The sequence below is a fragment of the Nocardioides sp. S5 genome, from assembly GCF_017310035.1.
Taxonomy (GTDB): Bacteria; Actinomycetota; Actinomycetes; order Propionibacteriales; family Nocardioidaceae; genus Nocardioides.
In genome coordinates this window covers 69,247-90,063 of record NZ_CP022296.1, presented here as the reverse complement: position 1 = coordinate 90,063, position 20,817 = coordinate 69,247, and the positions used below count along the sequence as shown (strand labels likewise).

Sequence of the window (20,817 nt, the reverse complement as noted above, 5' to 3'; positions counted from 1 at the left end):
CCGCACGTGCGGCGGGCGTGGTTCCCCGGACCCCCTCGGCACTAGAGTCCGCACATGGTCTCCCACACCACCGCCCCCCACGGCGCGGACAGCGAAGTCGGCCGGCTGGCCACGGTCATGCTCCACCGGCCCGGCAACGAGCTCAAGCGGCTCACGCCCCGCAACAACGACCGGCTGCTCTTCGACGGCATCCCGTGGGTCAGCCGCGCGCAGGAGGAGCACGACGCGTTCGCCGCGACCCTGCGCGAGCGCGGCGTGGAGGTGCTCTACCTCACCGAGCTGCTCACCGAGACCCTCGAGAGCGAGCTCGCCCGCAACCACGCGATCACCAGCGCGCTGTCGGGCCTGCACCTCGGCGACACGATGCGCCGCTACCTCGCCCAGGCCCTGCGCGACCTCAGCCCCGCCGAGCTGACCGACGTGCTCACCTCGGGCATCCGCAACGACGAGGTCAAGGGCGGCCACGGACTGGTGACCAGCCTGCTCCACCCGCACGACTTCCTCGTCGACCCGCTGCCCAACCTGCTCTTCACCCGCGACTCGAGCGTGTGGGTGCGGGACCGGGTTGCGGTGACCAGCCTCGCGATGCCCGCCCGCAAGCGCGAGACCCAGCTGACCGAGCTCATCTACACCGAGCACCCGCGCTTCGCCGGCACCCGCAAGATCCACGGCTGGCACAACGAGCACGTCGAGGGCGGCGACGTCCTGCTCCTCGCGCCCGGTGTGATCGCCGTCGGCGTCGGTGAGCGTACGACGCCCGCCGGGGTGGAGCGGCTGGCCCGCCAGGTCTTCCACGCCGACCTCGCGCACACCGTGCTGGCCGTGCCGATCGCGCAGGAGCGCGCGACGATGCACCTCGACACCGTCTGCACGATGGTCGACGTCGACAAGGTCGTGATGTATCCCAACGTCGCCGACACGCTCCGCGCGGTGACGGTGACCCTCGAGGACCGTGGCTCGGGCGAGTCCGACCTGACGCTGAGCGTCAGCGGGTCCGAGCCGTTCCTCGTCGCGGCCGCCAAGGCGATGCAGATCGACACGCTGCACCAGATCGACACCGGCCTGGACCCGGTCACCGCCGAGCGCGAGCAGTGGGACGACGGCAACAACACGCTGGCGCTCGCGCCGCGGGTCGCCGTCGCCTACGAGCGCAACGACGAGACCAACGACCGGCTCGAGGACGCCGGCATCGAGGTCGTGCGGATCGCCGGCTCCGAGCTCGGCTCGGGTCGCGGCGGGCCGCGCTGCATGAGCTGCCCGATCTCGCGCGAGCCGCTCAGGGTGGACTGAACCGCACCGGGGGGCATCACCCTCGCGTCGGTGGCTCGTTGACCGGGCATGACTGACTCGATCCTCGACGCCCTGGAGCCCGCCGACGCCCAGCGCGTCCTGGCTGCCGGCAACGCCCTGCGCCTGCCCCAGGGCTGGTCGCCCATCGCCGAGAGCACGCCCGCCGACAAGGCGTACCTCATCACCGAGGGCGAGGTGTCGGTGCGCAAGGGGGGCGTCGAGATCGCCACCCTCGGCCCCGGGGCCGTGGTCGGGGAGACCGCGATCGTCCACCGCACGCTCCGCTCGGCCACCGTCGTCGCGCTGACGCCCCTGCGGGTCGTGCACTTCACCAGCGAGCGGCTCGAGCAGCTCGCCGACGAGGTCCCGGCGTTCGGGGCCGCCCTGCGCGCCGCTGCCGCCGGGCGTGCGGCAGGCGGCTGAGCACGGTGGGCGAGGCGCGTCCCACGGCGGAGGCACCTGCGGCGCTCGACGTGCCGGACGGGACGGCCCGCGCCATGGAGGCGTTCCTGCTCGGGCAGGAGCCGAGCCTGACCCGGGTGCAGGTCGCCGAGCGGGCCGGGGTGCCGCTCGAGCTGGCAGTGACGCTGTGGCACCACCTCGGCTTCCCGCACCACCACGACGACGACGTCGCCTTCGCCGAGAGCGACGTCGAGGCGTTGCGGCTGAGCGCCGACCTGGTCGAGATGGGCATCCTGCCGCCGGACTCGCAGGCGGCGCTCGTCCGCACCTGGGGCCGCAGCTACGCCCGGCTCGCGGAGTGGCAGACCGCGCTGCTGGCCGAGCTGGCGGTCGAGGGCGGTGACCCCGCCGCGGCGCTCACCGAGCTCACCTCCGACGTGCTGCCGCGCGTCGAGGCGCTCCAGAGCTACGTCTGGCGCCGCCACCTGGCGAGCGCGTCGCAGCACCTGCTCGAGCACGCCACCACCCTGACGAGCGGCACCGGCGAGGCGCGGATGTCGGTCTGCTTCATCGACATCGTCGGCTACACCACCCAGAGCCGCAGCCTCGACGGCGCCGAGCTCGTCGAGTGGATCGACCGCTTCGAGCAGGACACCACGACCCTCGTCGTCGACCACGGCGGCCAGGTCATCAAGACCATCGGCGACGAGGTGCTCTTCACCGTCGCCGACCCCGCGGCCGCCGTGACCATCGCCACCAGGCTCACCGCGCGCGGAGACGACCCCGACGACCCGTTCCCCGCCGTCCGCGCCGGCATCGCCCACGGAGCCGTCGTACGCCGCCTCGGAGACGTCTTCGGCTCCACCGTCAACGCCGCCTCCCGCCTCACCTCGGCCGCCCGGCCGGGCACCGTGCTGGTCGACATCGGGGTCCGCGAGACCCTGACGGAGACAGTTGAGGAGGGCGACGACGGTGAGGACGCCTCACCCTGGCGCTGGCGCAGGCTGCGGCGGGTGTCGGCCAAGGGCTTCAAGAACCTCGAGGCCTGGCGGGTCCGACCGGCCCCCGTGCGGGAGTGACGCGCATCGCGCGGATGCATTCCCGACGGCTGGGTACGGTGGGCCAGGTTCGCGGGCATTCATGAGTGCCCATGAGCCGAGGCCCGAGTGCTCATGATGGCGGGCACTCGGGCCGCCACCCACGACGTCCGGAGACGTGAAAGCCCGGTCGTTGTTGACGGGGGAAACAACAACGACCGGGCAGGGACGAATCTACTCCGCCCCTGAGGGCCCGCACAACCGTTGGCCCGCTTGTGTTCATCACGTGGCCAACACGTGGAGCCGCTCTTACCGGATCGTGACCTGGCGGTTGGCGAGCCCGGCCCGGGCGGAACGCTCGGCTGCCGTGAGCTCCTCGCCGGCCAGGGCCTCCTCGAGGTCGGCGGCGAAACGCGCGGCTGGCTCCTCGAGCACCTCGGCGCCGGTGCCGAGCGGCAGGTCCCACACCGGGGCGAGCAGCCCGTGCGCACGGAACATGCCCACGAAGCGCGAGCCCTCGACCACCGAGTCCCGGCCGGCGGCGTGGAGGCGGGCCAGCGCGTCCAGCAGCGCGTCCTCGGGGTGCGGCATGACCCAGCGCAGGTGCTCCTTGGTGCCGACGTTGGTCCAGTACGCCGCCTCGACCGAGGTGAGCCGCGTGGTCGGCATCACGCCGCCGTTGGCCTGCTCGAGGGCGGCCTCCATGCCGGCGTCGCGCTCGGGGATGTCGTCGATCCAGTACTCGAAGCCGTCGTGCACGGTGATGTCGAGGCTGGTGTCGGTGATGAGGTCCTGGAGGGTCGGACCCTCGCCGGGGGCGCTCAGGAGACCGATGATGCCGGGCTCCTCGGTGGCCATGGCCAGCTCGAGGACGGCACCGAGGTCGCGGGCCGGGTTGCCGTAGGCGTGCTGCACCTGCAGGCCGAGCCAGACGTCGCCGGAGTCGCGCACCATGGCCGGTGCTGCGCCGGGCAGCAGGGTGGCCAGGCGGACCCTGCGGTCGCCGTCCTTGAGCGTGAGGGGCGCAGTGGCCGCGGGCACGAGCTCGCGCAGCGCAATGACGTCGCACTCGCTGGGCATGCCCTCGAAGGGGCGCGCCACGAAGGTCGGGGCGGCACCGCCGGCCGCGCCGTGGCAGGCCTTGTAGCGCTTGCCCGAGCCGCAGGGGCAGGGCTGGCGGGGGCCGACCTCGCCGGCAGCGGGGGTGGACGCGGACGTGCTGCGGTTGCGCGACTTCTTGGCCATTCCCCGAGCCTAGTGCGGCGTCCCGGCGCCGCGCTCAGCGGTCGAGCAGCTCGAGGATGTGGGCCGGGCGGTCGCTGATCACGGCCGTCACCCCGAGGTCGAGGCAGATCTCGAGGTCGTCGGCGGTGTTGACGGTCCACACGTGGATCTCGCGCCCCGCCTTGACCAGGTGGCGCCCCAGGCCGGGGTGCTCGCGCAGCTCCTTGATGCCGGGGCCGATGATCCAGTCGTCGTCGACGACCGGGCGCAGCACCGGCCAGTGGTGCGCCTTGTCGACGAGCATCACGACCTCGAGCCCCGGCGCGAGGCGGCGTACACGGCTCACGGCGTTGAGCGAGAAGCTCATCACCCGGGCCGGGGACCCCGCCCGGTCCCAGCCGAAGTCGCCCAGCGTCTCCACCAGGCGTCGCTCGACCAGCCCGCCGTAGCGGGTGGGGTGCTTGGTCTCGATGGCCAGCTCGACGTGCCGGTCGTAGTCGGCGACCATCTCGAGGAGCTTGCGCAGGGTGAGGACCTTGCCGTCCGCGGGGTCCCGGTCCGGGGCCTCGTCGTCGAGGTCGGACCACGGGCTCTTCCACGACGCGAAGTCGAGCTCGTCGAGCTCGGCGAGGTTCATCGTCGACACCAGCCCCGTGGTGGACGCCGTACGCCTCAGGTCGCGGTCGTGCACGCACACGAGGTGGCCGTCCGCGGTGAGCCGGACGTCGCACTCGAGGGCATCGGCGCCCTCGTCGAGGGCCTTCACGTAGGCCGCGAGCGTGTGCTCGGCCGTGTCGTGGCTGCTGCCCCGGTGGGCGACCACCTGCGGTCGGGTGCGGGATTCACGGGGGCGCCGGATGCGCGGCGTACGACGCATGGCTCGAGCATGGCACGTCCGGGGACCTCCGCGCGGCAGGACGGCCCCCCACGGGCGGGTGCCATGCTGGACGCCATGTCCTGGGTCGCGCAGTACGCCGTCGCCGCCGTGGTCTTCTGCGTGCTCGACCTGATCTGGCTCGGCACCGTCGCGGAGGACACCTACGCGCGCCACCTCGGCGACCTGCTGGCGCCCTCACCCAACGTCGGTGCGGCGTTCGTCTTCTACGCGATCTTCGTCGCCGGCCTGCTCTACTTCGTGATCCACCCGGCGGTCGCCGCGGGCTCGTGGCGACGCGCGATCGGCGCGGGCGGCTTCTTCGGCTTCGTCACCTACGCCACCTGGGACCTCACGAACCTCGCGGTCCTGCGCGACTTCCCTGCCGCGCTCGTCCCGATCGACCTGGCGTGGGGCACGTTCCTGGCGGCGACGGTCTCGGTCACGACGTACGCCGTCGCGCAGCGCCTGCCCGGGTGGGCGCGCGGGAGCAGCTGAGCGCCGCGGTCAGCGCACGTGGTCGGCAAGGAAGCCTGGCAGCCAGTGGGCCTCCCACGCCGGGATCTCCTGCCGCTCGACCGCCGCCCGCTCGGGCGCCTGCGCGGCCGTCCGGTAGCGGCCGTCCTCCCGCTCGAGGTAGCGGTAGTTCACCAGCTCGCGGCGCAGGTAGGCGAAGTCCTCGTGCACCCCGAGCAGGACGTCGTTCACCTCGCGCTCGGAGTACACGCGCCCCCGCTCGAAGCGGCGCACCACCTCCAGCAGCACGGCAGCGCGGACCTTCCGCTTCGCCGGCACGCGCGCGATGCGCCCGTCGGCGAAGAGGCGTCCCACCAGCCGCTCCTGCTCGGCACGCGCGGCCTCGTACACCTCACGGCGCGGGCTGCGGGTCCCCTCCAGGGCGGCCCGTGCGGCGGCGTAGCCCTCACCGGTCTCGGCCATGCGCGCACGCACGACGTCCTTGAAGTCGCTGTCCCTGGTCATGTCGTGATCACCTTCGACTGCGCTGCGCCCCCAGTGCGCCGCTGCAGCGGGCGTCAACGATGCGACTCATGGATGCGTCCGAGGATCTGCTCCCCTTCGCCACCTCGCACGGACTGGGGCCGACGCGTGGGCTGGGCGCTGGACGGCGCCCTCGGGGTTGAGTCTCCCAGAGACTCAGCGGCGAGGGCAAAGACTTTCCCACGGGGTTGACCCCGCGCGGGGGCGATCGGCAAGACGTTTGCTCACCGTCGACCGAGGTCGGCGTCCGGCTCCCAGGCGCGCAGCCCGGCCAGGGTGCGCTCCACCAGGTCCACCTCGACCCGCTTCGGGTCGCACGCCCACCACTGGGGGTCGTCCGGCGGGAGGCCGAGGGTGGAGCGGAGGAGCACGAAGAGCGGTGCGTCCCCGTGCGCCACGTCGTCGTACGAGCGGGTCGCGAGGTGGTGGATCATGACCGTCTCCCTGGATCAGCGGTGATTCCGTGGCGTTTCTCCCGAGTTTCCGCTGCGTCATCTGCCAGGGAACCTAGGCACGCCCAGCTGGGACGGGAGCGGTGTTACCGAGCAGTGGTCGGGACGTGCACGGAGCGATGCCCCCGCACGGCCACCGGACCGACATGGTCTAGCCCGGAGCCGTCGGAGGCACCACGTGCGGAGCTGGGTCAGCGCGTGCCGACCGGCTCGTCCTCGTCGAGGCCCTCGGCCGCCCTCGCCTTGGCGCGGCGGTTGGCGAGGAGGCTGGTCGTGATGGTGACCGCCAGGATGCCGAGGATGACGAACAGCGACATCAGCGTGGGCACGTCCGGCACCGACGGCCAGACCAGGTGGGCCCAGTGCAGCACCAGCTTGAAGCCGATGAAGCCGAGGATCGCCGCGAGGCCGTAGCTGAGGTGGGCGAGCGCACCGAGCGCACCCTCGAGCACGAAGTAGAGCGCGCGCAGGCCGAGCAGGGCGAACGCGTTGGTGACGAAGACCAGGTAGGGGTCGCCGGTGATGCCGTAGACCGCCGGCACGGAGTCGACGGCGAACACCACGTCGGTGGCGAAGACCGCGACGGTGACGAGGGCGAACGGCGTCAGCGCCCGCACGCCCCCCTTGACCACGGTGAACTTCGCGCCCTCGTACTCGTCGGTGACGGGCATGAAGCGGCGCATCACCTTGACCACACGCATCTGGGCGACGTCGACCTCGTGCTCCTGCCCGCGGATCGCGTCACGCAGCAGCTTGACCCCGGTGAGCAGCAGGATCGCGCCGAAGATGAGGAAGACCCAGTCGAAGCGCGAGAGCGCCGCCGCGCCGAGGGCGATGAAGATGCCGCGCAGCACGAGCGCACCGATGATGCCGTAGAGCAGCACCCGCTGCTTGAGCACCTCGGGGACGGCGAAGGCCGCCAGCAGCAGCATGAAGACGAAGAGGTTGTCGACGCTCAGCGTCTTCTCGACGAGGTAGCCGGTGTAGTACTCCAGGCCACGGTCCCCACCGTGGACGTTCCAGACGTAGAGGCCGAAGGCGAGCGGCAGCGCGACGTAGAACGCCGACCAGCCGATGGCCTCCTTCATCGAGACCTCGTGCGGGCGGCGCGTGGCGATGAAGTCGACGGCGAGCAGGGCGACGACGACGCCGATGGTGATGAACCACAGGGTCGGGGACGCGATGGACGTCATGGGTCTCCTCAGGATCGAGTTCCTGAGGTCTCCCCCGCCGCTGGTGCGATCGGCCGCGCGCCGGGGCGCCTGCTGAGGCGCCGTAGTGACCGACGAGCGTTGGTGGGGTACTCCCCTCGCGGTGGAGTGTAGGTGATGCTTCAACGTGGTCGCCAGTCGAGCGCGCACCGTAGTGTCGCGACCATGGACGACCTCGAGTACGACGTCATCGTCATCGGAGGCGGACCGGCGGGCGAGAACGCCGCGCAGTACGCCGTCGAGGGCACCGACATGACCGCTGTCATCGTCGAGCGCGAGCTGCTCGGCGGCGAGTGCAGCTACTGGGCGTGCATGCCCAGCAAGGCGCTGCTGCGCCCGATCGCCGTCGCCGACCTCACCGCCGACCTGCCGGGGGTCTCGACTGCCCACGTGGCGCCGAAGGCGCTGCTCGAGCGGCGCGATGCCTGGGTGTCGCACTACGACGACGCCGGACAGGTCACCTGGGCCGAGGGCGCCGGGCTCGCGGTCCTGCGCGGCGACGCCCGGCTGGTCGGCGAGCGGACGGTCCGGGTGTCGGGATCCGACGGCGAGCGCACCGTCCGGGCCCGGCGGGCCGTGGTGATCGCGACCGGCAGCGCGGCCCACGTGCCGCAGATGTACGCCGACGCCCTGCCGTGGGACTCGCGCGACGCCACCGCGGTGACCGAGGTGCCGGACCGCCTCGTCGTGGTCGGCGGCGGGGTCGTCGCCTGCGAGGCCGCGACCTGGATGTCCGCCCTCGGCTCCGAGGTGACCCTCGTGGTGCGCGACCGACGCCTGCTCGGGCGCACCGAGCCCTTCGCGGGCGAGGCCGTCCTGGAGGGCCTGCGCGCGCGGGGCGTCACCGTGCACCTGCAGACCGACGTGACCGGCGTACGCCGGGAGGGCGCAGAGGCCACCGGGGTCGGGCGCATCCACGGAGGCACGGTCACCCTGACCACCTCGGCGGGTGAGCTCGAGGCCGACGAGCTCCTGCTCTCGATCGGGCGCGCGCCGCGGCTCGACGACCTCGGCCTGGACTCCGTCGGGCTCACCCCCGACGACGTCACCGGTGGCCGGCTGCCCGAGTGGCTGCACGCCGTGGGCGACGCCAGCGGTGGCCCGCCGCTGACCCACTGGGGCAAGCACCAGGCCCGCCTGGTCGGCGCCCGCATCGCCGCGGCCGCCGCCGGCGAGGTGGCGTGGGAGCCGGACCGCGAGGCGCCCGTGCCACAGGTCGTGTTCAGCGACCCGGAGGTCGCGAGCGTCGGCCTCACCGAGGCGCAGGCCCGCGACGCCGGACACGAGGTGGTCACCTCCCGCGTCCCGACGTCGGCCGCTGCCGGCACCGGCCTGCTGCGCGACCACGTCGTGGGACACGCCCAGCTGGTCGTCGAGACCGACTCACGACTCCTGCTCGGCGCGACCTTCGTCGGCCCGGAGGCCGGTGAGCTGGTGCACGCCGCGACGGTCGCGATCACCGGCAGGGTGCCGGTCCACGTCCTGCGCCACGCCGTGGCGTCGTACCCCACCGCCGCCGAGCTGTGGCTGCGGCTGCTCGAGGAGCTGCCGCGCGAGCTCCGGGTGCCGCCCGAGCGGTGAAGCCCGTCAGCCCCGTTCGCGCAGGTAGCGCCCGAAGTGCGGGACCGTGAAGGCGATCCGGCCGCGCTCGCCGGAGTAGACGAGGCCCTTCTTGAGCAGGGAGTCGCGCGCCGGTGAGAGCGACTGCGGCTTCTTGCCGAGGCTCGCCGCGACGTCGGCGCTGAGCACCGCGTCGCCCTCGGCCTCGTCCTGCGCGGCCGCGACCTCGGCCATCGCCATCAGGTAGTCACGCTCCCCCGGCGTGGCGCGCTCGTAGCGTGAGCCGAAGAAGCCGACCGCGAGCTCGGACTCGGCCTCGGGCGCGGCGACCGCGACGTCGTCGGCCGTGATCGGCGAGCGCGGGGCGAGGTCCCACACGGCCTTGCCGTAGGCCTGGATGAAGTAGGGGTAGCCGCCGGTGGCGTCGTACATCGCAGCCAGCGCGTCGTCGGCGTACGCCGCGTCCTCGTCCGCGGCCGGCGCCTCGAGCGCGCGGTCGGCGGCCTCGCGGGAGAGCCGGTCGATGCGCTGGTAGCGGAAGAGCCGCTCGCTGTAGGACTTGCTCGCGCTCAGCACTGCCGGCAGGTGCGGGAGGCCCGCGCCGACCACGATCACCGGCAGGCCCGACTGGCTCAGCTCGTGGCAGGCCGCGCACAGTGCCGAGATGTCGTCGGGGCCGAGGTCCTGCATCTCGTCGATGAAGATGCCGATGCCCTTGCCCACGTCTGCGGCCAGGCCGCCGAGGTCGGTGAAGAGCTCGACGAGGTCGATCTCGATGTCGCCGGAGTCGGCCCGCCCGCGCACGGCGGGGGCGTCGATGCCGGGACTCCACTGGTCCTTGAGCTTCGCAGCGGTGCCGGCGTCACGGTGGGCGAAGGACTTGATCACACCCAGGACGTGGTCGACCGAGTCCTCGTCGCGGTGCCCGAGCTCGCGCACCGCCTGGTGGAGCGCGCTGCTCAGCGGGCGACGCAGGCCCTGCCCCGGCCGCGCCTCGAGCTTGCCGGTCCCCCACCCCTTGCGTACGGCGGCGCCGCGCAGCGCGTTGAGCAGGACGGTCTTGCCGACGCCGCGCAACCCGGTCAGCACCAGGCTGCGCTCGGGGCGCCCCTTGGCGACGCGCTCGAGCACGACCTCGAAGGCGGCGAGCTGCTCGTCGCGGCCGGCGAGCTCGGGGGGGCGCTGTCCCGCGCCGGGGGCGTACGGGTTCCGGATCGGGTCCACGATCAGACGGTATCGGGGAATCTAGGCCGCGCCTTAGATTGCCGGATAGTCCGCGAGTCGGCCGCTGTCGGGATCCCCGGCCACCCGGGGAAGATCGAGCCTCACCCGCGAAGCTTCGCACTGGAACCTCCAGTTTCCCCGGGTACCCGGGGAAAGCAACGACGGCGGGCCTCAGCCCGCCCGGCTCGGCCGCTCCACCCGGTCGACCCGCTCGCGTGCCGCGTCGTACGCCTCGTCGAGCCCGCGGCGCAGGAGCGCGATCAGGTCCGGCACCTCGTCGGCGGCGAGGCGGAAGGTGCCGGCGCACACGTTGTCGCGCCACAGCGAGAGCACCACGACCTGCTGCTCCTGGTGCCAGGTCACCCGCATGGAGCGGTCCTCACCGCGGGGGTCGAGGAAGACCGCCCCGGTGCGAGGAGTGCGCTGCTGGGCCATGTCCCATTGTGACCCGACGCACACAGATCTGCCTAGACTCGACTTCGTGCCCGAGCTGCCCGAGGTCGAAGCCCTCGTCCAGGACCTGCGCGGCCGCCTCGTCGGTCGCGCCATCAGCCGCGTCGACCTCGCCGCCTTCAGCGCCCTCAAGACCTTCGACCCGCCGCTGCACGCCCTGCACGGCACGCTCGTCGAGGACGTGACGCGCCACGGCAAGTTCCTCGACATCGACGCCAGCGGGGTCCACCTCGTCATCCACCTCGCGCGCGCCGGCTGGATCCGGTGGCGCGACGAGGTGCCGGCGCTGCCCGCCCGGCCCAACAGCAAGAACCCGCTCGCCGCGCGGGTGGTCATCGACGACCCCGACCTCGACACGCAGCCCGGGCTCGACATCACCGAGGCCGGCACCCGCAAGGGCCTGGCGATCTACGTCGTGCGCGACCCGCAGCAGGTCGAGGGCATCGCGCGGCTGGGGCCGGACCCGCTCTCCGACGACTTCACGATCGAGGTGCTGCGCGGGATCCTCGAGGCCGAGGGGCGCAAGCAGATCAAGGGCGTGATGCGGATGCAGTCGATCATCGCCGGCATCGGCAACGCCTACTCCGACGAGATCCTCCACGCCGCGCGGATGTCGCCCTTCAAGCCGGCCAACAGCCTCGAGGACGACGACCTCGAGACGTTGTACGCCGCCATCCGCGGCACGCTGGGCGAGGCGGTCCAGCGCTCGAGCGGGCTCGCCGCGAGCGAGCTCAAGGGCGAGAAGAAGAGCAACCTGGCGGTGCACGGCCGCACCGGCCAGGCCTGTCCGGTCTGCGGTGACGTCGTGCGCGAGGTGTCCTTCGCGGACTCGAGCCTGCAGTACTGCGCGACGTGCCAGACCGGCGGGAAGCCGCTGGCGGACCGGCGGATGTCGAAGCTGCTGAAGTAGCCCGGCCGGACGCAGAGCAGGTGCCGGTCGGACTCACCCCCGTGAAGCCCGCCCGGCACCTGCTGCCGTCAAGCGTACCTTGACAGGGTCACATCGTCTCACGCAGTGGCGCTCTTGTCGCCGGACTTCCGGGAGAACCTCTCCCATGCGGCCTGGCGGGACACCCCGAGAGTACGGCCGATCTCGGCCCACGAGACGTTGCGGGCGCGGAGCAGGTCGACCCACTCGCGCGCGAAGGACTGGTTCTGCTCGGCCGAGGCCAGGATCATCGGGAGCGCGGCGAGCACCTCGGTGTCGCTCATCCGCTCCCACGGGAAGGTGCCACGCGCCTCGGCGACCTGCGCCGGGTCGTGGACCATGGTGTGGAAGTCCTCGATGCAGACGCGGCAGATCTGCGCGCCGAGGCCACCGATCAGGGGCACGTCCGTACCGGGCCCCCCCTGCGCCCCGCAGAACGAACAGATCCTGCCCTCACGCGTGATCGCCATGGTCCTCGCCTCCCTTTCTCGATGCTACTCCCGGGCCGGCAGGCCCACCTGCGTACGTCGAACCCCGTCCCGGCCTCACTCGGTGGACCCGGGCAGCTCCGGCATCTCGGGCATCTCGATGTCGTCGAGCGGGTTGCCGCAGGTCTTGGTGAGGTAGTCGGCGAAGGCCTCGGCCTCGCGCTGCGCGGCCTCCGACGCGTCCGCGCCGCCCTGCTCGAGCTCCTCGAGCTGGTCGATGGTGAAGTCGGCGGCGTCGATCTCGCCCGCCTGCTCGACGAGCTGCTCGAACCCGGCGCGGGCGTCGTCGGAGATGTCGTCGGGGGTCCCGATCTCCTCCAGCTCCCGGCCCCAGTCCTTGACCGCCTGCGCCATCTCCTCGTTGCTGGGGAGCTCGGGGTCGGCCATGTCCTCGGGCAGCAGGTCGTTGAACAGGCTGCTCTGGGTGTCGCAGAAGTCCTTCTCGCTGGCGTCGGCCGGAGCTCCGCCGCCACCGCCGCAGGCCGAGGTGACGGCGCCGACGAGCAGCACGGTGCCGGTCAGGGCGAGGCGGGCGCGGACGTTCATGGGGTTCCCCTTCGATCGGACGCGGACGCGTCGCGGTGTCGTGACTCGCGCCTACCCTTGCGCGGGTCGTGTCAATCGTCCATTCGGAACGCCTCCGGCAGCGGCACCCGCAGGGACCGCTCGAGCGCCTCGAGGTACTCCGGGCGCGGACGACGTACGACGCCCAGCGAGGCCAGGTGCGGCGTCTGCCACTGCACGTCGAGCACCCGGTGCGCGGCGTGCTGGTCCTGCAGCAGGTCCACGAGGGCGAGCAGCGCGACCTTCGAGGCGTCGCGCTCGTGGTGGAACATCGACTCCCCGGCGAACAGCCCACCGACGGCGACGCCGTAGAGCCCCCCGGCGAGCCGGCCGTCGCGCCATGCCTCGACCGAGTGTGCCCAGCCGAGGCGGTGCAGGCGGCCGTAGGCCTGCTTGAAGTCGGGGGTGATCCAGCCGTCGGGGCGGTCGGTGCGCCCGCACTGCGCCAGGACCTCGTCGAAGACGGTGTCGATGCGGATCTCGAAGTCGCGCGCGGAGCGCCGCAGCGAGCGCGACACCCGCATCCCGTCGAGCGGCAGCACCCCGCGCTCGACGGGCGAGAACCAGCCGAGCTGCTCGTCGCCCTCGAGGGTGACCGGCATCGGGAAGAGGCCGGCTGCGTACGCCGTCACGAGGGTCCCGGCCTCCAGGTCGGCGCCCAGCGCGACCAGGTCGTCGTCGGGGTCCCACGTCGAGTGGTGCGGGAACGCCCACGGGGTCGGAGCGGGAGCGATGGGCACGCTTCGCACGGTAGCGAACAACCTTTCGCCCCGCGGCGACGTCTTTACCTCGACACCATCTCGGAGGACACATGCGACGCACCACCACCCTGACCGCCCTCGGCACCCTCGCCGGCCTCGCCCTGGCGCCGGTCGTCGGCTCCGCGCCCGCGCACGCAGCCGTGACCTGCGACGGGCTCCCCGCCACGATCGTCGCGACGCCGTCGACGACGTACCCGCCCACGACGGTGCAGGGGACGCCGGGCGACGACGTCATCGTCGGGACGGACGGCGACGACGTCATCGACGGCGGTTCCGGCAACGACACGATCTGCGGGCTCGCCGGCGGCGACCGCATCATCGGCGGCGCGGGCGACGACCGGCTCTTCGGCGGGCTCGACTTCTACGACTACGAGGACTACGACGGCGACCACATCTGGCCCGGCCCGGGCGACGACCACGTCGACCTCGGCCACGACCCGGTGACCGAGGAGCTGTCCTGGGGCACCTACACCTGGGACCAGGTCTCGTTCGCGAACGCCCCCGGGCCGGTGACCGTCGACCTGACGGCCGGCACCGCGACCGGCGAGGGCACCGACACCATCGCCCCGACCACCCTGGTCGGCGGCGTCGAGGGCTCTGCCTTCGACGACCGCATCACCGGCTCGGAGCAGATCGACTGGATCACCGCCGGCGGGGGTGACGACGTGGTCGACGGCCGTGGCGGCGACGACTTCATCCAGGCCGACGCCCCGACCCGCAGGCTCCCGGCCAAGGAGACGCAGGTGCCCGGGGACGACGTGGTCGACGCCGGCGACGACAACGACGTGGTCGAGGGCGGCCACGGCAAGGACGTGCTCCGCGGCAACGGAGGACGGGACGTCATCCGGGTCGAGGACGGCGCGCGCGGCACCCGAGCGCTCGGTGGTCCCGGTCGCGACGCCATCGGGTCGTGGAGCTTCCGCGCGACCGGCAAGGCCCTGATGCTCGGCGGTGCGGGCGACGACACGTTCTACCCCGCGATCAGGGACCGGAGGGACGACGTCGTCGTGCGCGGCGGCGGCGGTGCCGACCGCCTCGCCCCTGGAGCCTCCCTGAAGGCAGCACCGCACCGGAGCAAGGTCGTGATCGACGCCCGCTCCGGCACGGTGTCGACGAAGATCGGCACCCGGATCCGCTTCTCCTCCGTCCTGTCCCTCGGCTTCGACGGCAGCACCGAGACGCGGCTCCACTTCCGGGGATCGAACCGCGCCGAGGTGCTGAGGCTCACCGAGCAGTACGGTCCGGTGACCGCCACCGGCGGGGGTGGCAACGACCGGCTCGCCGGCGGCTGGGGGCGCGACCGGCTCGACGGGGGCGCCGGGCGCGACGTGCTGCACGGCGACAAGGGGCGTGACCGCTGCCTGCGCGGCGAGCGGCTGGTCTCCTGCGAGGTCCGCCGCTGACGCACCGCGCTGGCGCGCCGCCGTACGATCGCGGCATGGGCCTGAAGCAGACCGTGGCACGCCAGCTCGCGCCGAGGATCTCCGAGCTCACCCCCGGGCTGAGCACCGGGTTCGTCCGTGAGGCGCTCAACCGCGCCATCGACGGGGTCGGCCCCCTCGCCCCTGCTGCGGTGGCCGCCGACAAACAGCTCACGGAGCAGCGCGGCAACGTCGAGCGCGCGATCCACGAGGTCATCGAGAACAACGTCCGCATCGCCGGGGCGCAGGGCTTCGCCACCAACGTCGGCGGGCTCGTGACGATGGCGGTGGCCATCCCGGCCAACGTGACCGGCCTGGCGATCATCCAGTGCCGGATGGTCGCCGGCATCGCACACCTGCGCGGCCACGACCTCAGCGACCCGCGCGTGCGCAACGCGGTCCTGGCGCTGCTGCTCGGCGAGGAGCACGTCACCGAGCTGGTGAGGAAGAAGAAGCTCCCCGCCACGCCGATGGCCCTGGCCACCGCGCCGGTGCACGACCCCAGCCTCGACGGCACGATCTCCGCGGTCGTGGCCTCCGACATCTTCACCCGGGTCGTCGGCAAGCGGCTGGCGACGACGGTCGGGCGCCGCGTGCCGGTGGTCGGCGGGGTCGTCAGCGCCGGGGCGGACGGCTTCGCGACCTGGAAGGTCGGGAGGTACGCCGACCGGGAGCTGCTGGTCCGTCGGCGCTGAGGCCTCACCCTGCGCGGGCCGCCCACTCCTCGGCGAGGAGCGCGTAGCCGACCTCGTCGAGCCACCCGAGCTCGTGGTGCCACAGGGACTGCCGCGAGTGTCGTTCGCGCCGCATCCCGGCCTTCTCGAGGACCGCGACCGAGGCGTGGTTGTCCGCATTCGCCGCTGCCGTCACGCGGCGCAGGCCGAGGCCCTCGAACGCGGCCGCGAGCAGAGCGCGGGCGGTGGCCGTCGCGATGCCCTGACCGGCGTACCGCGGGTCGACGATGTAGCCGATGAGGCCGTCGGTGCCGTCGGGGACGCCCGGCTGCCCGGGCCCGTCGACGACGTCGAGGAAGCCCATCGCGACGACCTCGCCGTCGCGCTCGACGACGCACGAGTGGTCCGTCGGGCTGTCCGGCACCGCCAGCAGCTCGCGGCGCAGGTCGTCGGGGTGGACGTGCGTGCGGACCATGAAGTGGTTGACGCCCGGGTCGTTGCGGAAGGACAGCAGGGCCTCGACGTCGGCCTCGACCGGGTCACGGAGGAGCAGGTCACCGGCGCGGGCGGGCCAGGGGCTGGGGGGCACGGCGGCGAGCCTCGCAGGCCGGGCAGCGGTGCGGCAACCAGATTCCGTGGGCGACTACGGCAGCCGGTCCACGGCCGTCGTGACGAACAGGCCGACCTCCTCGGTCGTGAACACAGGCTGCACGCCCTCTCCCATCACGATGTCGACCACCTGCACGGTCATCAGCACCGGGCCCTCGCGCACCAGGGCGCTGTGCAGCAGCCAGTAGGCCCGGCCGCCGGCTTCCTCCATCGTCGTCAGCTGCCCGTAGCGGTCCTGACCCACCTCCGGAAGGGTCATCGGCTCGACCGTGCCAGGCCCCTCCTCGCCAGCGGGGAAGTCGCCCTGACAGGCGCGCATGCCGTCACTCAGGGCGTCGAAGGTCGTCACGACCTCGTCCGGGTCGCCGGCCATGATGAGCTCCTGGACGAAGACCAGGTGACCCCGCCGATCGCCCGCGGCCATGTCGATCGGGTTCTCCTCGGACTGGTCGAGCTGCCGGAAGGCCTGCCAGCGCAGGGCGTCCGCAGCTGCTCGGGACTCCTCGCCCGCCCGGTCGCAGAGCTCGATCCTCGGCAGCATCGCCTGCTGGGCCTCGGTGACCACGCCGCTGATCGCGGCCGCATCGTCCGGGGGGACGTTCACGGTCCAGGTGCCGACGTACGCGTCGGGCGTCACCAGGGCGGCCGCCAGCTCCTCGGCCGTCGGCACGGCGACCTGGGACGTGCTGGACGTGGTGCTCGAGGGAGGTGACGGCGCCGTGTCGGAGCCGTCTCCCCCGCAGCCACCCAGCAGCAGCGCTGCAGCGGTCAGGACGACGATGGAGCGGATCCGCCTCATCGTGACACCTCCTCCGGTCGTTGACGTGCGACTGCCCTAGCCGCTCATCCAGCCCAGGCCCTCGGCGACCTGCTGGAGGCTGAGGAGCGTCACGAGCCCGCCGAGAAGCTCTCCGCCGGCTCGAGTCCCGCCGCGAACGCGATCGCGACGGCGACGGTGCCGGCCAGGGCGAGTCCGGCGAGGGACACCGCCCACGTGCCCCACCGGGTCCCGGGTGACCAGTGCACGCCACGACGGGCGTGCGACGGCGTGCTGGTCATCGAGCTCACCTCCCGAGGGCCTGCTCGGCTCTCGGGCAAGTGCCCTCGACCTCCACGCTAGGCCTCCGTGACGCCCAGCGTCAGGGGCGAAGGTCCTCGGGGCTACCCCCGGATCCGGCCCTTCGCCCGCCGGTAGGCATCGAGCGTCCCGCGTCCCGCGGGGCTGTCCTCGAGCGTGGTCACGACCTTGCGCCGGACCCGGTAGGACGGCGTGGCGCGCGCGTGGTCGCGCTCCTCGCGGGCCTCGCGCAGCTCCTCGTGCAGGCGATCCTCCACGGCCCGCAGCCGCGCGCCCTCGACGAGCAGCGCGCTGATCGCGTCGAGCGCCGGCGCCAGCAGCTCGTCGGCGGTGGTGGTGTCGGGGTCGGCGAAGGTGCCGGGCTCGGGGCCGAGGAGGTCGTCGAGCGAGCCGACGACGTCGTAGCCGCGCTCGGCCAGCACGGTCGCCCAGCTGCGGGAGAGCTCGCGCGCCCAGGCGTGGGCGTCGGGCGGCAGGCCCAGCCGGGCGGACGCGACGCCGCGCGAGAGCGTCTGGTGGGCGAGCACCTCGCGGACGAGGGGGCGGTAGTCGGGCGGCGCGATGATCGAGGTGACCCGCTCGTTGATGGTGCGCAGCAGCGACGTCTCCGGGACGCCGAGCGAGGGGTTCTCCCGCTCCGCGGTGAGGTCCAGCGGCAGGTCGTCGAGGCCGAAGGTGCGCGAGAAGCGGCGCCACAGCTCGCCCCGGTCCGAGCCCGACGGCGGGAGCGTGACCAGGTGGACCCGCTCGGGCGGCAGCGAGCTGCCCCAGCGGTCGAGGATGTCGGGAACCTCCTGCACCGCCCAGAACCACGACCCGATGCGGGACTCGCGCGCGGGGTCGCGGATGGTCTCGAGGAAGCGGGCGTAGGTGATGTGGCTGCGGTGCTTGACGTTCTCCTGCCACTCGGCAGGCACCTGGCGCACCAGGTCGCGCGCCGACAGCACGAGGTGGACCTCGGCGTCGCCGAGCGAGTCGAGCGCCCGCCGCACCTGGGTCGGGGTGGCGCGCGCGAAGATCTCGTGGCTGATGATCGCGGTGCCGTGCCACTCGCGCACCTGCGCGGAAAGCCGGTCCCACGCGCCGACGGCCTCGGTCTCGATGCCGCCCCACGGGAGCGTCATCAGGTCGAGCGCAGCGAGGAAGTGCGCGTCGAAGCGGTCGGCGGGGTAGAGGACGTCGTGCTCGCGCAGCAACGACTGGTTGCGGAACAGCACGTCCTGGAGGTAGGACGTGCCGGTCTTCGGGCAGCCCACGTGCAGCAGCACCTTCCTGCTCACTGCCCCACCTGCCTCTCCGTGCGCCGCTTCGCCCGACCGTCCGTGCGCCATGCCGGGTGGACGACCATCCTGATCGCCAGCTCGAGGACCTGCTCGTCGTCGGCACCGGTCACCGCGGCGGGTGCGCTGCGCGGCGCGAGATCGGCGAGGTCGCCGACCACAGGGTAGCCAGCGCGGGTCAGGTGACGCGTCATCCGTGCCGCGGACGAGGCCACCCAGTCGCGCTCGCGATCGGGTACGCCGACCGGCGCGATGCCGCTGTCGGGAATCCGCCGCTGCAGCGTGTGCATCAGCGCCGGCCGCTCGACGGACGGGACACGCAGCCCGACGACCGCGGCCACGCGGCGGGCGAGCTCGGCCTCGGCGGCCCCCGGGACGCGGATCGGGGGCAGCGACCGGACGCCGAGCTCGGGAGGCAGGCGGTCGAGGTCGGTGACGACCCGGACGAGGGGGCGCCGCGGGTGCCAGCGGCGTACGGAGTCGGCGAGGTCGACGCGGGCCGGCAGCTGGTCGCGCTCGCGCCAGAAGCGCAGCCACTCCGCCCACGGCTTGCTGCCGTGCTCGAAGCAGCGCTGGGTCCAGGTGCGCGCGAGGAGCTCGTCGAGCGGCGCGCCGAGGGCCACGACGTGCGGACGAGGTCCTCCCTCGGGCCGGCCGAGACCGCGCAGGTGCTCGCGCAGTCCGGTGGCCAGCACGGGGTCGCCCACCAGGCGGAACCTGCGCCGCCACGGCCGCGCCCAGCTGGTGCGTACGGGATCGGCGCCGAGCGCGACGAGGTCGTCGGCGACGAGGACGCTCGCCACGCGCAGCAGCTCGTGGGCACCCACGGTGGCCGGGTCGACGGGTGCGGGGCCGAAGCCGGACCTCGGCAGCCCGACGAGCGGCAGGTCGGCCTTGCCGCGTCCGGCGGCCGTGGTCGCCAGGACGCGGTCGGCGAGTCCGGTCCGGAGGCGTGCGGAGCCGCGGGCGAGGTTGATGCGGCGCAGCAGCTCGAGCTGCTGGGCGCCCGGCACCGCCGACGCGGCCCCCGGCGCGGTCCGGTCCGTCCACGCCAGCCAGGGCGTCGTACCGCCCTGACGCAGGTGCTCGACCCAGCCCGCCGCCGAGCCGGAGGAGTCGCCGGTCAACGGTCGCGCAGCCGACGCGCGGTCTCGCGGATCTTGCCGCTCACCGTGTCGGCGGAGGCGCGGTTGGCGGCCTCCTGCGTCATCACGGTCAGCGCGTCGAGCGCCGCCCCGAGCTCGAGCTTGGCCCGGACCCGGTCGGGGTTCTTCCACTCCTCGTCCTCGGCGGGACGGCGCGGGCGCAGGTCCTCCACGTCGCCGATGACGTCGACGCCGCTGCCCCTGATCCACTCGATCCAGAGGTCGGCGCGCTCCTCGGCGAAGGCGTAGCGCTCGGGGGGCAGGCGCACCGGGATCGCGGTGCGCGAGACCAGCACCTCCTGCGCGAGCACCTCGCGGATGAGGTTGTCGTAGGCCGGCTCGCGCCACACGCCGAGCTCGAGGCGGCGGTTGAGCTTGCGCAGGAGAGAGGTCTCCGCGATGCCGAGCGAGCGGTTGTCGCGCTCGGAGTCGAGCGGCGCCCAGTCCGGGTCGATGCTGAAGGCGCGGCAGAAGCGCAGCCACAGCTCGTCGCCGTTGGGCCCGCGGTCGTGGGGCACGGTGACCACGTGCACGCGCTCGGGAGGCAGCTTGGCGCCCCACTGCGCCAGCACGCGCGGCAGGTCCATGGCGTTGAAGAACCACGTCTGGCCCCGCTCGACCTTGTTGAGGAAGCGGCGGAAGGGCCACTTGCGGCCCTGCTTGATCGACTCCTGCCAGGCGGCGGGCAGCTGGCGGCCGAGGTCGCGCGCGGAGTAGACGATGTGGACCTCGTTGCCGGCGAGGTCGTTCATCGCCTTGGCGATCTTGTCCGGCTTGGCGCCGGCCAGGATCTCGTGGCTGATCACCACGTTGCCGTCCGAGCGGTTGACCCGCTTGACCATCGCCTCCCAGGCACCCTTGGCATGGCCGGGCGCGCCGCCCCAGTCCTGCTCGAGCAGGTCGAGCGCGGCGCGGAAGTGGAACATGTCCGAGCGGCTACCGCGCGGGCTCGGGACGGTCACGCCGTGCCGGGACAGCGCCGCGGCGTTGAGCAGCAGCCGGTCCTGGAGGTAGGTCGTCCCGGTCTTGGGGGCCCCGATGTGGAGGTGGACGACGCGGCTCATGGCGCTGATTGTGCCCGAGCGGGTAGGCAGGCGGGAAACGGCTGCCCTGCGACCCGCCGGAGGACCACATCCCGGTGGA

At 73.0% G+C, this 20,817-nt stretch carries 24 protein-coding genes; 8 read left to right on the top strand and 16 right to left on the bottom strand.

Features of this window, described 5'->3' with window-relative positions:
* Window positions 1-54: 54 nt before the first annotated feature.
* The 3 genes from CFI00_RS00445 to CFI00_RS00435 are packed head-to-tail and all read left to right on the top strand — an operon-like array spanning window position 55 to window position 2,771.
* Window positions 55-1,290: an arginine deiminase gene (locus CFI00_RS00445; protein ID WP_207083393.1), complete on the top strand. Its 1,236-nt coding sequence runs from the start codon at window positions 55-57 to the stop codon at window positions 1,288-1,290.
* 48 nt (window positions 1,291-1,338) lie between these two features.
* Entirely contained in the window at window positions 1,339-1,713 is a 375-nt protein-coding gene (locus CFI00_RS00440; RefSeq protein WP_207083392.1) for a cyclic nucleotide-binding domain-containing protein, read from the top strand.
* Window positions 1,714-1,718: 5 nt separating this feature from the next.
* Window positions 1,719-2,771: an adenylate/guanylate cyclase domain-containing protein gene (locus CFI00_RS00435; RefSeq protein WP_242532610.1), complete on the top strand. Its 1,053-nt coding sequence runs from the start codon at window positions 1,719-1,721 to the stop codon at window positions 2,769-2,771.
* Window positions 2,772-3,038: 267 nt separating this feature from the next.
* Here CFI00_RS00435 and CFI00_RS00430 read toward each other — a convergent pair whose 3' ends face one another.
* Together CFI00_RS00430 and CFI00_RS00425 are read right to left on the bottom strand one after the other, a co-directional pair.
* On the bottom strand, window positions 3,039-3,974 hold the full coding sequence (locus tag CFI00_RS00430; protein WP_207083391.1) for a DUF5926 family protein: 936 nt from the start codon (window positions 3,972-3,974) through the stop codon (window positions 3,039-3,041).
* Between the two features lie 34 nt (window positions 3,975-4,008).
* On the bottom strand, window positions 4,009-4,830 hold the full coding sequence (locus CFI00_RS00425; RefSeq protein ID WP_207083390.1) for a glycerophosphodiester phosphodiesterase family protein: 822 nt from the start codon (window positions 4,828-4,830) through the stop codon (window positions 4,009-4,011).
* A gap of 75 nt (window positions 4,831-4,905) precedes the next feature.
* On the opposite strand from CFI00_RS00425, the gene CFI00_RS00420 reads away from it, so the two are divergent.
* The gene (locus CFI00_RS00420; RefSeq protein ID WP_207083389.1) at window positions 4,906-5,325 is read left to right on the top strand and encodes a DUF2177 family protein; all 420 of its coding nucleotides are present in this window, start codon (window positions 4,906-4,908) and stop codon (window positions 5,323-5,325) included.
* A 9-nt stretch (window positions 5,326-5,334) separates the two neighbouring features.
* On the opposite strand, the gene CFI00_RS00415 is transcribed toward CFI00_RS00420, so the two are convergent.
* The 3 genes from CFI00_RS00415 to CFI00_RS00405 all read right to left on the bottom strand — a co-directional run bounded on the left by CFI00_RS00415 (window position 5,335) and on the right by CFI00_RS00405 (window position 7,471).
* Window positions 5,335-5,808: a DUF2087 domain-containing protein gene (locus CFI00_RS00415; protein ID WP_207083388.1), complete on the bottom strand. Its 474-nt coding sequence runs from the start codon at window positions 5,806-5,808 to the stop codon at window positions 5,335-5,337.
* A 242-nt stretch (window positions 5,809-6,050) separates the two neighbouring features.
* Window positions 6,051-6,260, bottom strand: coding sequence for a hypothetical protein (locus tag CFI00_RS00410; RefSeq protein WP_207083387.1), 210 nt, complete (start codon window positions 6,258-6,260; stop codon window positions 6,051-6,053).
* Between the two features lie 209 nt (window positions 6,261-6,469).
* Entirely contained in the window at window positions 6,470-7,471 is a 1,002-nt protein-coding gene (locus CFI00_RS00405) for a TerC family protein (RefSeq protein WP_207083386.1), read from the bottom strand.
* A gap of 183 nt (window positions 7,472-7,654) precedes the next feature.
* Between CFI00_RS00405 and CFI00_RS00400 the strand changes: the two genes are divergently transcribed.
* A complete protein-coding gene (locus tag CFI00_RS00400) occupies window positions 7,655-9,070 on the top strand; it encodes an NAD(P)/FAD-dependent oxidoreductase (RefSeq protein ID WP_207083385.1) in 1,416 nt (471 codons plus the stop codon).
* 6 nt (window positions 9,071-9,076) lie between these two features.
* On the opposite strand, the gene CFI00_RS00395 is transcribed toward CFI00_RS00400, so the two are convergent.
* Both CFI00_RS00395 and CFI00_RS00390 read right to left on the bottom strand, forming a co-directional pair.
* A complete protein-coding gene (locus tag CFI00_RS00395) occupies window positions 9,077-10,273 on the bottom strand; it encodes an ATP-binding protein (RefSeq protein ID WP_207083384.1) in 1,197 nt (398 codons plus the stop codon).
* Window positions 10,274-10,444: 171 nt separating this feature from the next.
* Window positions 10,445-10,708, bottom strand: a complete 264-nt coding sequence (locus CFI00_RS00390) for a hypothetical protein (protein ID WP_207083383.1) — start codon at window positions 10,706-10,708, stop codon at window positions 10,445-10,447.
* A 46-nt stretch (window positions 10,709-10,754) separates the two neighbouring features.
* On the opposite strand from CFI00_RS00390, the gene CFI00_RS00385 reads away from it, so the two are divergent.
* A complete protein-coding gene (locus CFI00_RS00385) occupies window positions 10,755-11,636 on the top strand; it encodes an Fpg/Nei family DNA glycosylase (RefSeq protein ID WP_207083382.1) in 882 nt (293 codons plus the stop codon).
* Between the two features lie 98 nt (window positions 11,637-11,734).
* Here CFI00_RS00385 and CFI00_RS00380 read toward each other — a convergent pair whose 3' ends face one another.
* The 3 genes from CFI00_RS00380 to aat all read right to left on the bottom strand — a co-directional run bounded on the left by CFI00_RS00380 (window position 11,735) and on the right by aat (window position 13,446).
* Entirely contained in the window at window positions 11,735-12,058 is a 324-nt protein-coding gene (locus CFI00_RS00380) for a hypothetical protein (protein WP_207083381.1), read from the bottom strand.
* A gap of 141 nt (window positions 12,059-12,199) precedes the next feature.
* Window positions 12,200-12,688: a hypothetical protein gene (locus CFI00_RS00375; RefSeq protein WP_207083380.1), complete on the bottom strand. Its 489-nt coding sequence runs from the start codon at window positions 12,686-12,688 to the stop codon at window positions 12,200-12,202.
* Between the two features lie 71 nt (window positions 12,689-12,759).
* Complete coding sequence (gene aat / locus CFI00_RS00370; protein ID WP_347401891.1) at window positions 12,760-13,446, bottom strand: leucyl/phenylalanyl-tRNA--protein transferase; 687 nt, start codon at window positions 13,444-13,446, stop codon at window positions 12,760-12,762.
* Between the two features lie 71 nt (window positions 13,447-13,517).
* Between aat and CFI00_RS00365 the strand changes: the two genes are divergently transcribed.
* Both CFI00_RS00365 and CFI00_RS00360 read left to right on the top strand, forming a co-directional pair.
* Window positions 13,518-14,870 carry a hypothetical protein gene (locus CFI00_RS00365; protein WP_207083379.1) on the top strand — a complete coding sequence of 451 codons (1,353 nt, stop codon included), beginning with the start codon at window positions 13,518-13,520 and terminating at the stop codon, window positions 14,868-14,870.
* A 35-nt stretch (window positions 14,871-14,905) separates the two neighbouring features.
* Window positions 14,906-15,583, top strand: a complete 678-nt coding sequence (locus CFI00_RS00360; RefSeq protein ID WP_207083378.1) for an EcsC family protein — start codon at window positions 14,906-14,908, stop codon at window positions 15,581-15,583.
* A gap of 4 nt (window positions 15,584-15,587) precedes the next feature.
* Here the strand turns inward: CFI00_RS00360 and CFI00_RS00355 are convergent, their stop codons facing one another.
* From CFI00_RS00355 to CFI00_RS00330, 6 genes are all read right to left on the bottom strand, one after another.
* Window positions 15,588-16,151 (bottom strand): GNAT family protein, encoded by a 564-nt coding sequence (locus CFI00_RS00355; protein ID WP_207083377.1) that lies wholly within the window; start codon window positions 16,149-16,151, stop codon window positions 15,588-15,590.
* 54 nt (window positions 16,152-16,205) lie between these two features.
* Window positions 16,206-16,970 (bottom strand): hypothetical protein, encoded by a 765-nt coding sequence (locus CFI00_RS00350; protein WP_207083376.1) that lies wholly within the window; start codon window positions 16,968-16,970, stop codon window positions 16,206-16,208.
* Between the two features lie 89 nt (window positions 16,971-17,059).
* Window positions 17,060-17,230, bottom strand: a complete 171-nt coding sequence (locus CFI00_RS00345) for a hypothetical protein (RefSeq protein ID WP_207083375.1) — start codon at window positions 17,228-17,230, stop codon at window positions 17,060-17,062.
* A 102-nt stretch (window positions 17,231-17,332) separates the two neighbouring features.
* Window positions 17,333-18,529 carry a hypothetical protein gene (locus tag CFI00_RS00340; protein WP_207083374.1) on the bottom strand — a complete coding sequence of 399 codons (1,197 nt, stop codon included), beginning with the start codon at window positions 18,527-18,529 and terminating at the stop codon, window positions 17,333-17,335.
* A complete protein-coding gene (locus tag CFI00_RS00335; protein ID WP_207083373.1) occupies window positions 18,526-19,656 on the bottom strand; it encodes a hypothetical protein in 1,131 nt (376 codons plus the stop codon). The genes CFI00_RS00340 and CFI00_RS00335 overlap by 4 nt, the downstream gene beginning before the upstream one ends.
* A complete protein-coding gene (locus tag CFI00_RS00330) occupies window positions 19,653-20,738 on the bottom strand; it encodes a hypothetical protein (protein WP_207083372.1) in 1,086 nt (361 codons plus the stop codon). The genes CFI00_RS00335 and CFI00_RS00330 overlap by 4 nt, the downstream gene beginning before the upstream one ends.
* Between the last annotated feature and the right edge of the window lie 79 nt (window positions 20,739-20,817).

What these genes read in the sequence shown, in the direction of transcription:
- CFI00_RS00330 (WP_207083372.1), bottom strand. Translation starts at nt 20,738, where the DNA reads ATGAGCCGCGTCGTCCACCTCCACATCGGGGCCCCCAAGACCGGGACG.
- CFI00_RS00400 (WP_207083385.1), top strand. Translation starts at nt 7,655, where the DNA reads ATGGACGACCTCGAGTACGACGTCATCGTCATCGGAGGCGGACCGGCG.
- CFI00_RS00360 (WP_207083378.1), top strand. Translation starts at nt 14,906, where the DNA reads ATGGGCCTGAAGCAGACCGTGGCACGCCAGCTCGCGCCGAGGATCTCC.
- CFI00_RS00345 (WP_207083375.1), bottom strand. Translation starts at nt 17,230, where the DNA reads ATGACCAGCACGCCGTCGCACGCCCGTCGTGGCGTGCACTGGTCACCC.
- CFI00_RS00425 (WP_207083390.1), bottom strand. Translation starts at nt 4,830, where the DNA reads ATGCGTCGTACGCCGCGCATCCGGCGCCCCCGTGAATCCCGCACCCGA.
- CFI00_RS00420 (WP_207083389.1), top strand. Translation starts at nt 4,906, where the DNA reads ATGTCCTGGGTCGCGCAGTACGCCGTCGCCGCCGTGGTCTTCTGCGTG.
- CFI00_RS00440 (WP_207083392.1), top strand. Translation starts at nt 1,339, where the DNA reads ATGACTGACTCGATCCTCGACGCCCTGGAGCCCGCCGACGCCCAGCGC.
- CFI00_RS00375 (WP_207083380.1), bottom strand. Translation starts at nt 12,688, where the DNA reads ATGAACGTCCGCGCCCGCCTCGCCCTGACCGGCACCGTGCTGCTCGTC.
- CFI00_RS00410 (WP_207083387.1), bottom strand. Translation starts at nt 6,260, where the DNA reads ATGATCCACCACCTCGCGACCCGCTCGTACGACGACGTGGCGCACGGG.
- CFI00_RS00390 (WP_207083383.1), bottom strand. Translation starts at nt 10,708, where the DNA reads ATGGCCCAGCAGCGCACTCCTCGCACCGGGGCGGTCTTCCTCGACCCC.
- CFI00_RS00430 (WP_207083391.1), bottom strand. Translation starts at nt 3,974, where the DNA reads ATGGCCAAGAAGTCGCGCAACCGCAGCACGTCCGCGTCCACCCCCGCT.
- CFI00_RS00365 (WP_207083379.1), top strand. Translation starts at nt 13,518, where the DNA reads ATGCGACGCACCACCACCCTGACCGCCCTCGGCACCCTCGCCGGCCTC.
- CFI00_RS00405 (WP_207083386.1), bottom strand. Translation starts at nt 7,471, where the DNA reads ATGACGTCCATCGCGTCCCCGACCCTGTGGTTCATCACCATCGGCGTC.
- CFI00_RS00445 (WP_207083393.1), top strand. Translation starts at nt 55, where the DNA reads ATGGTCTCCCACACCACCGCCCCCCACGGCGCGGACAGCGAAGTCGGC.
- CFI00_RS00350 (WP_207083376.1), bottom strand. Translation starts at nt 16,970, where the DNA reads ATGAGGCGGATCCGCTCCATCGTCGTCCTGACCGCTGCAGCGCTGCTG.
- CFI00_RS00415 (WP_207083388.1), bottom strand. Translation starts at nt 5,808, where the DNA reads ATGACCAGGGACAGCGACTTCAAGGACGTCGTGCGTGCGCGCATGGCC.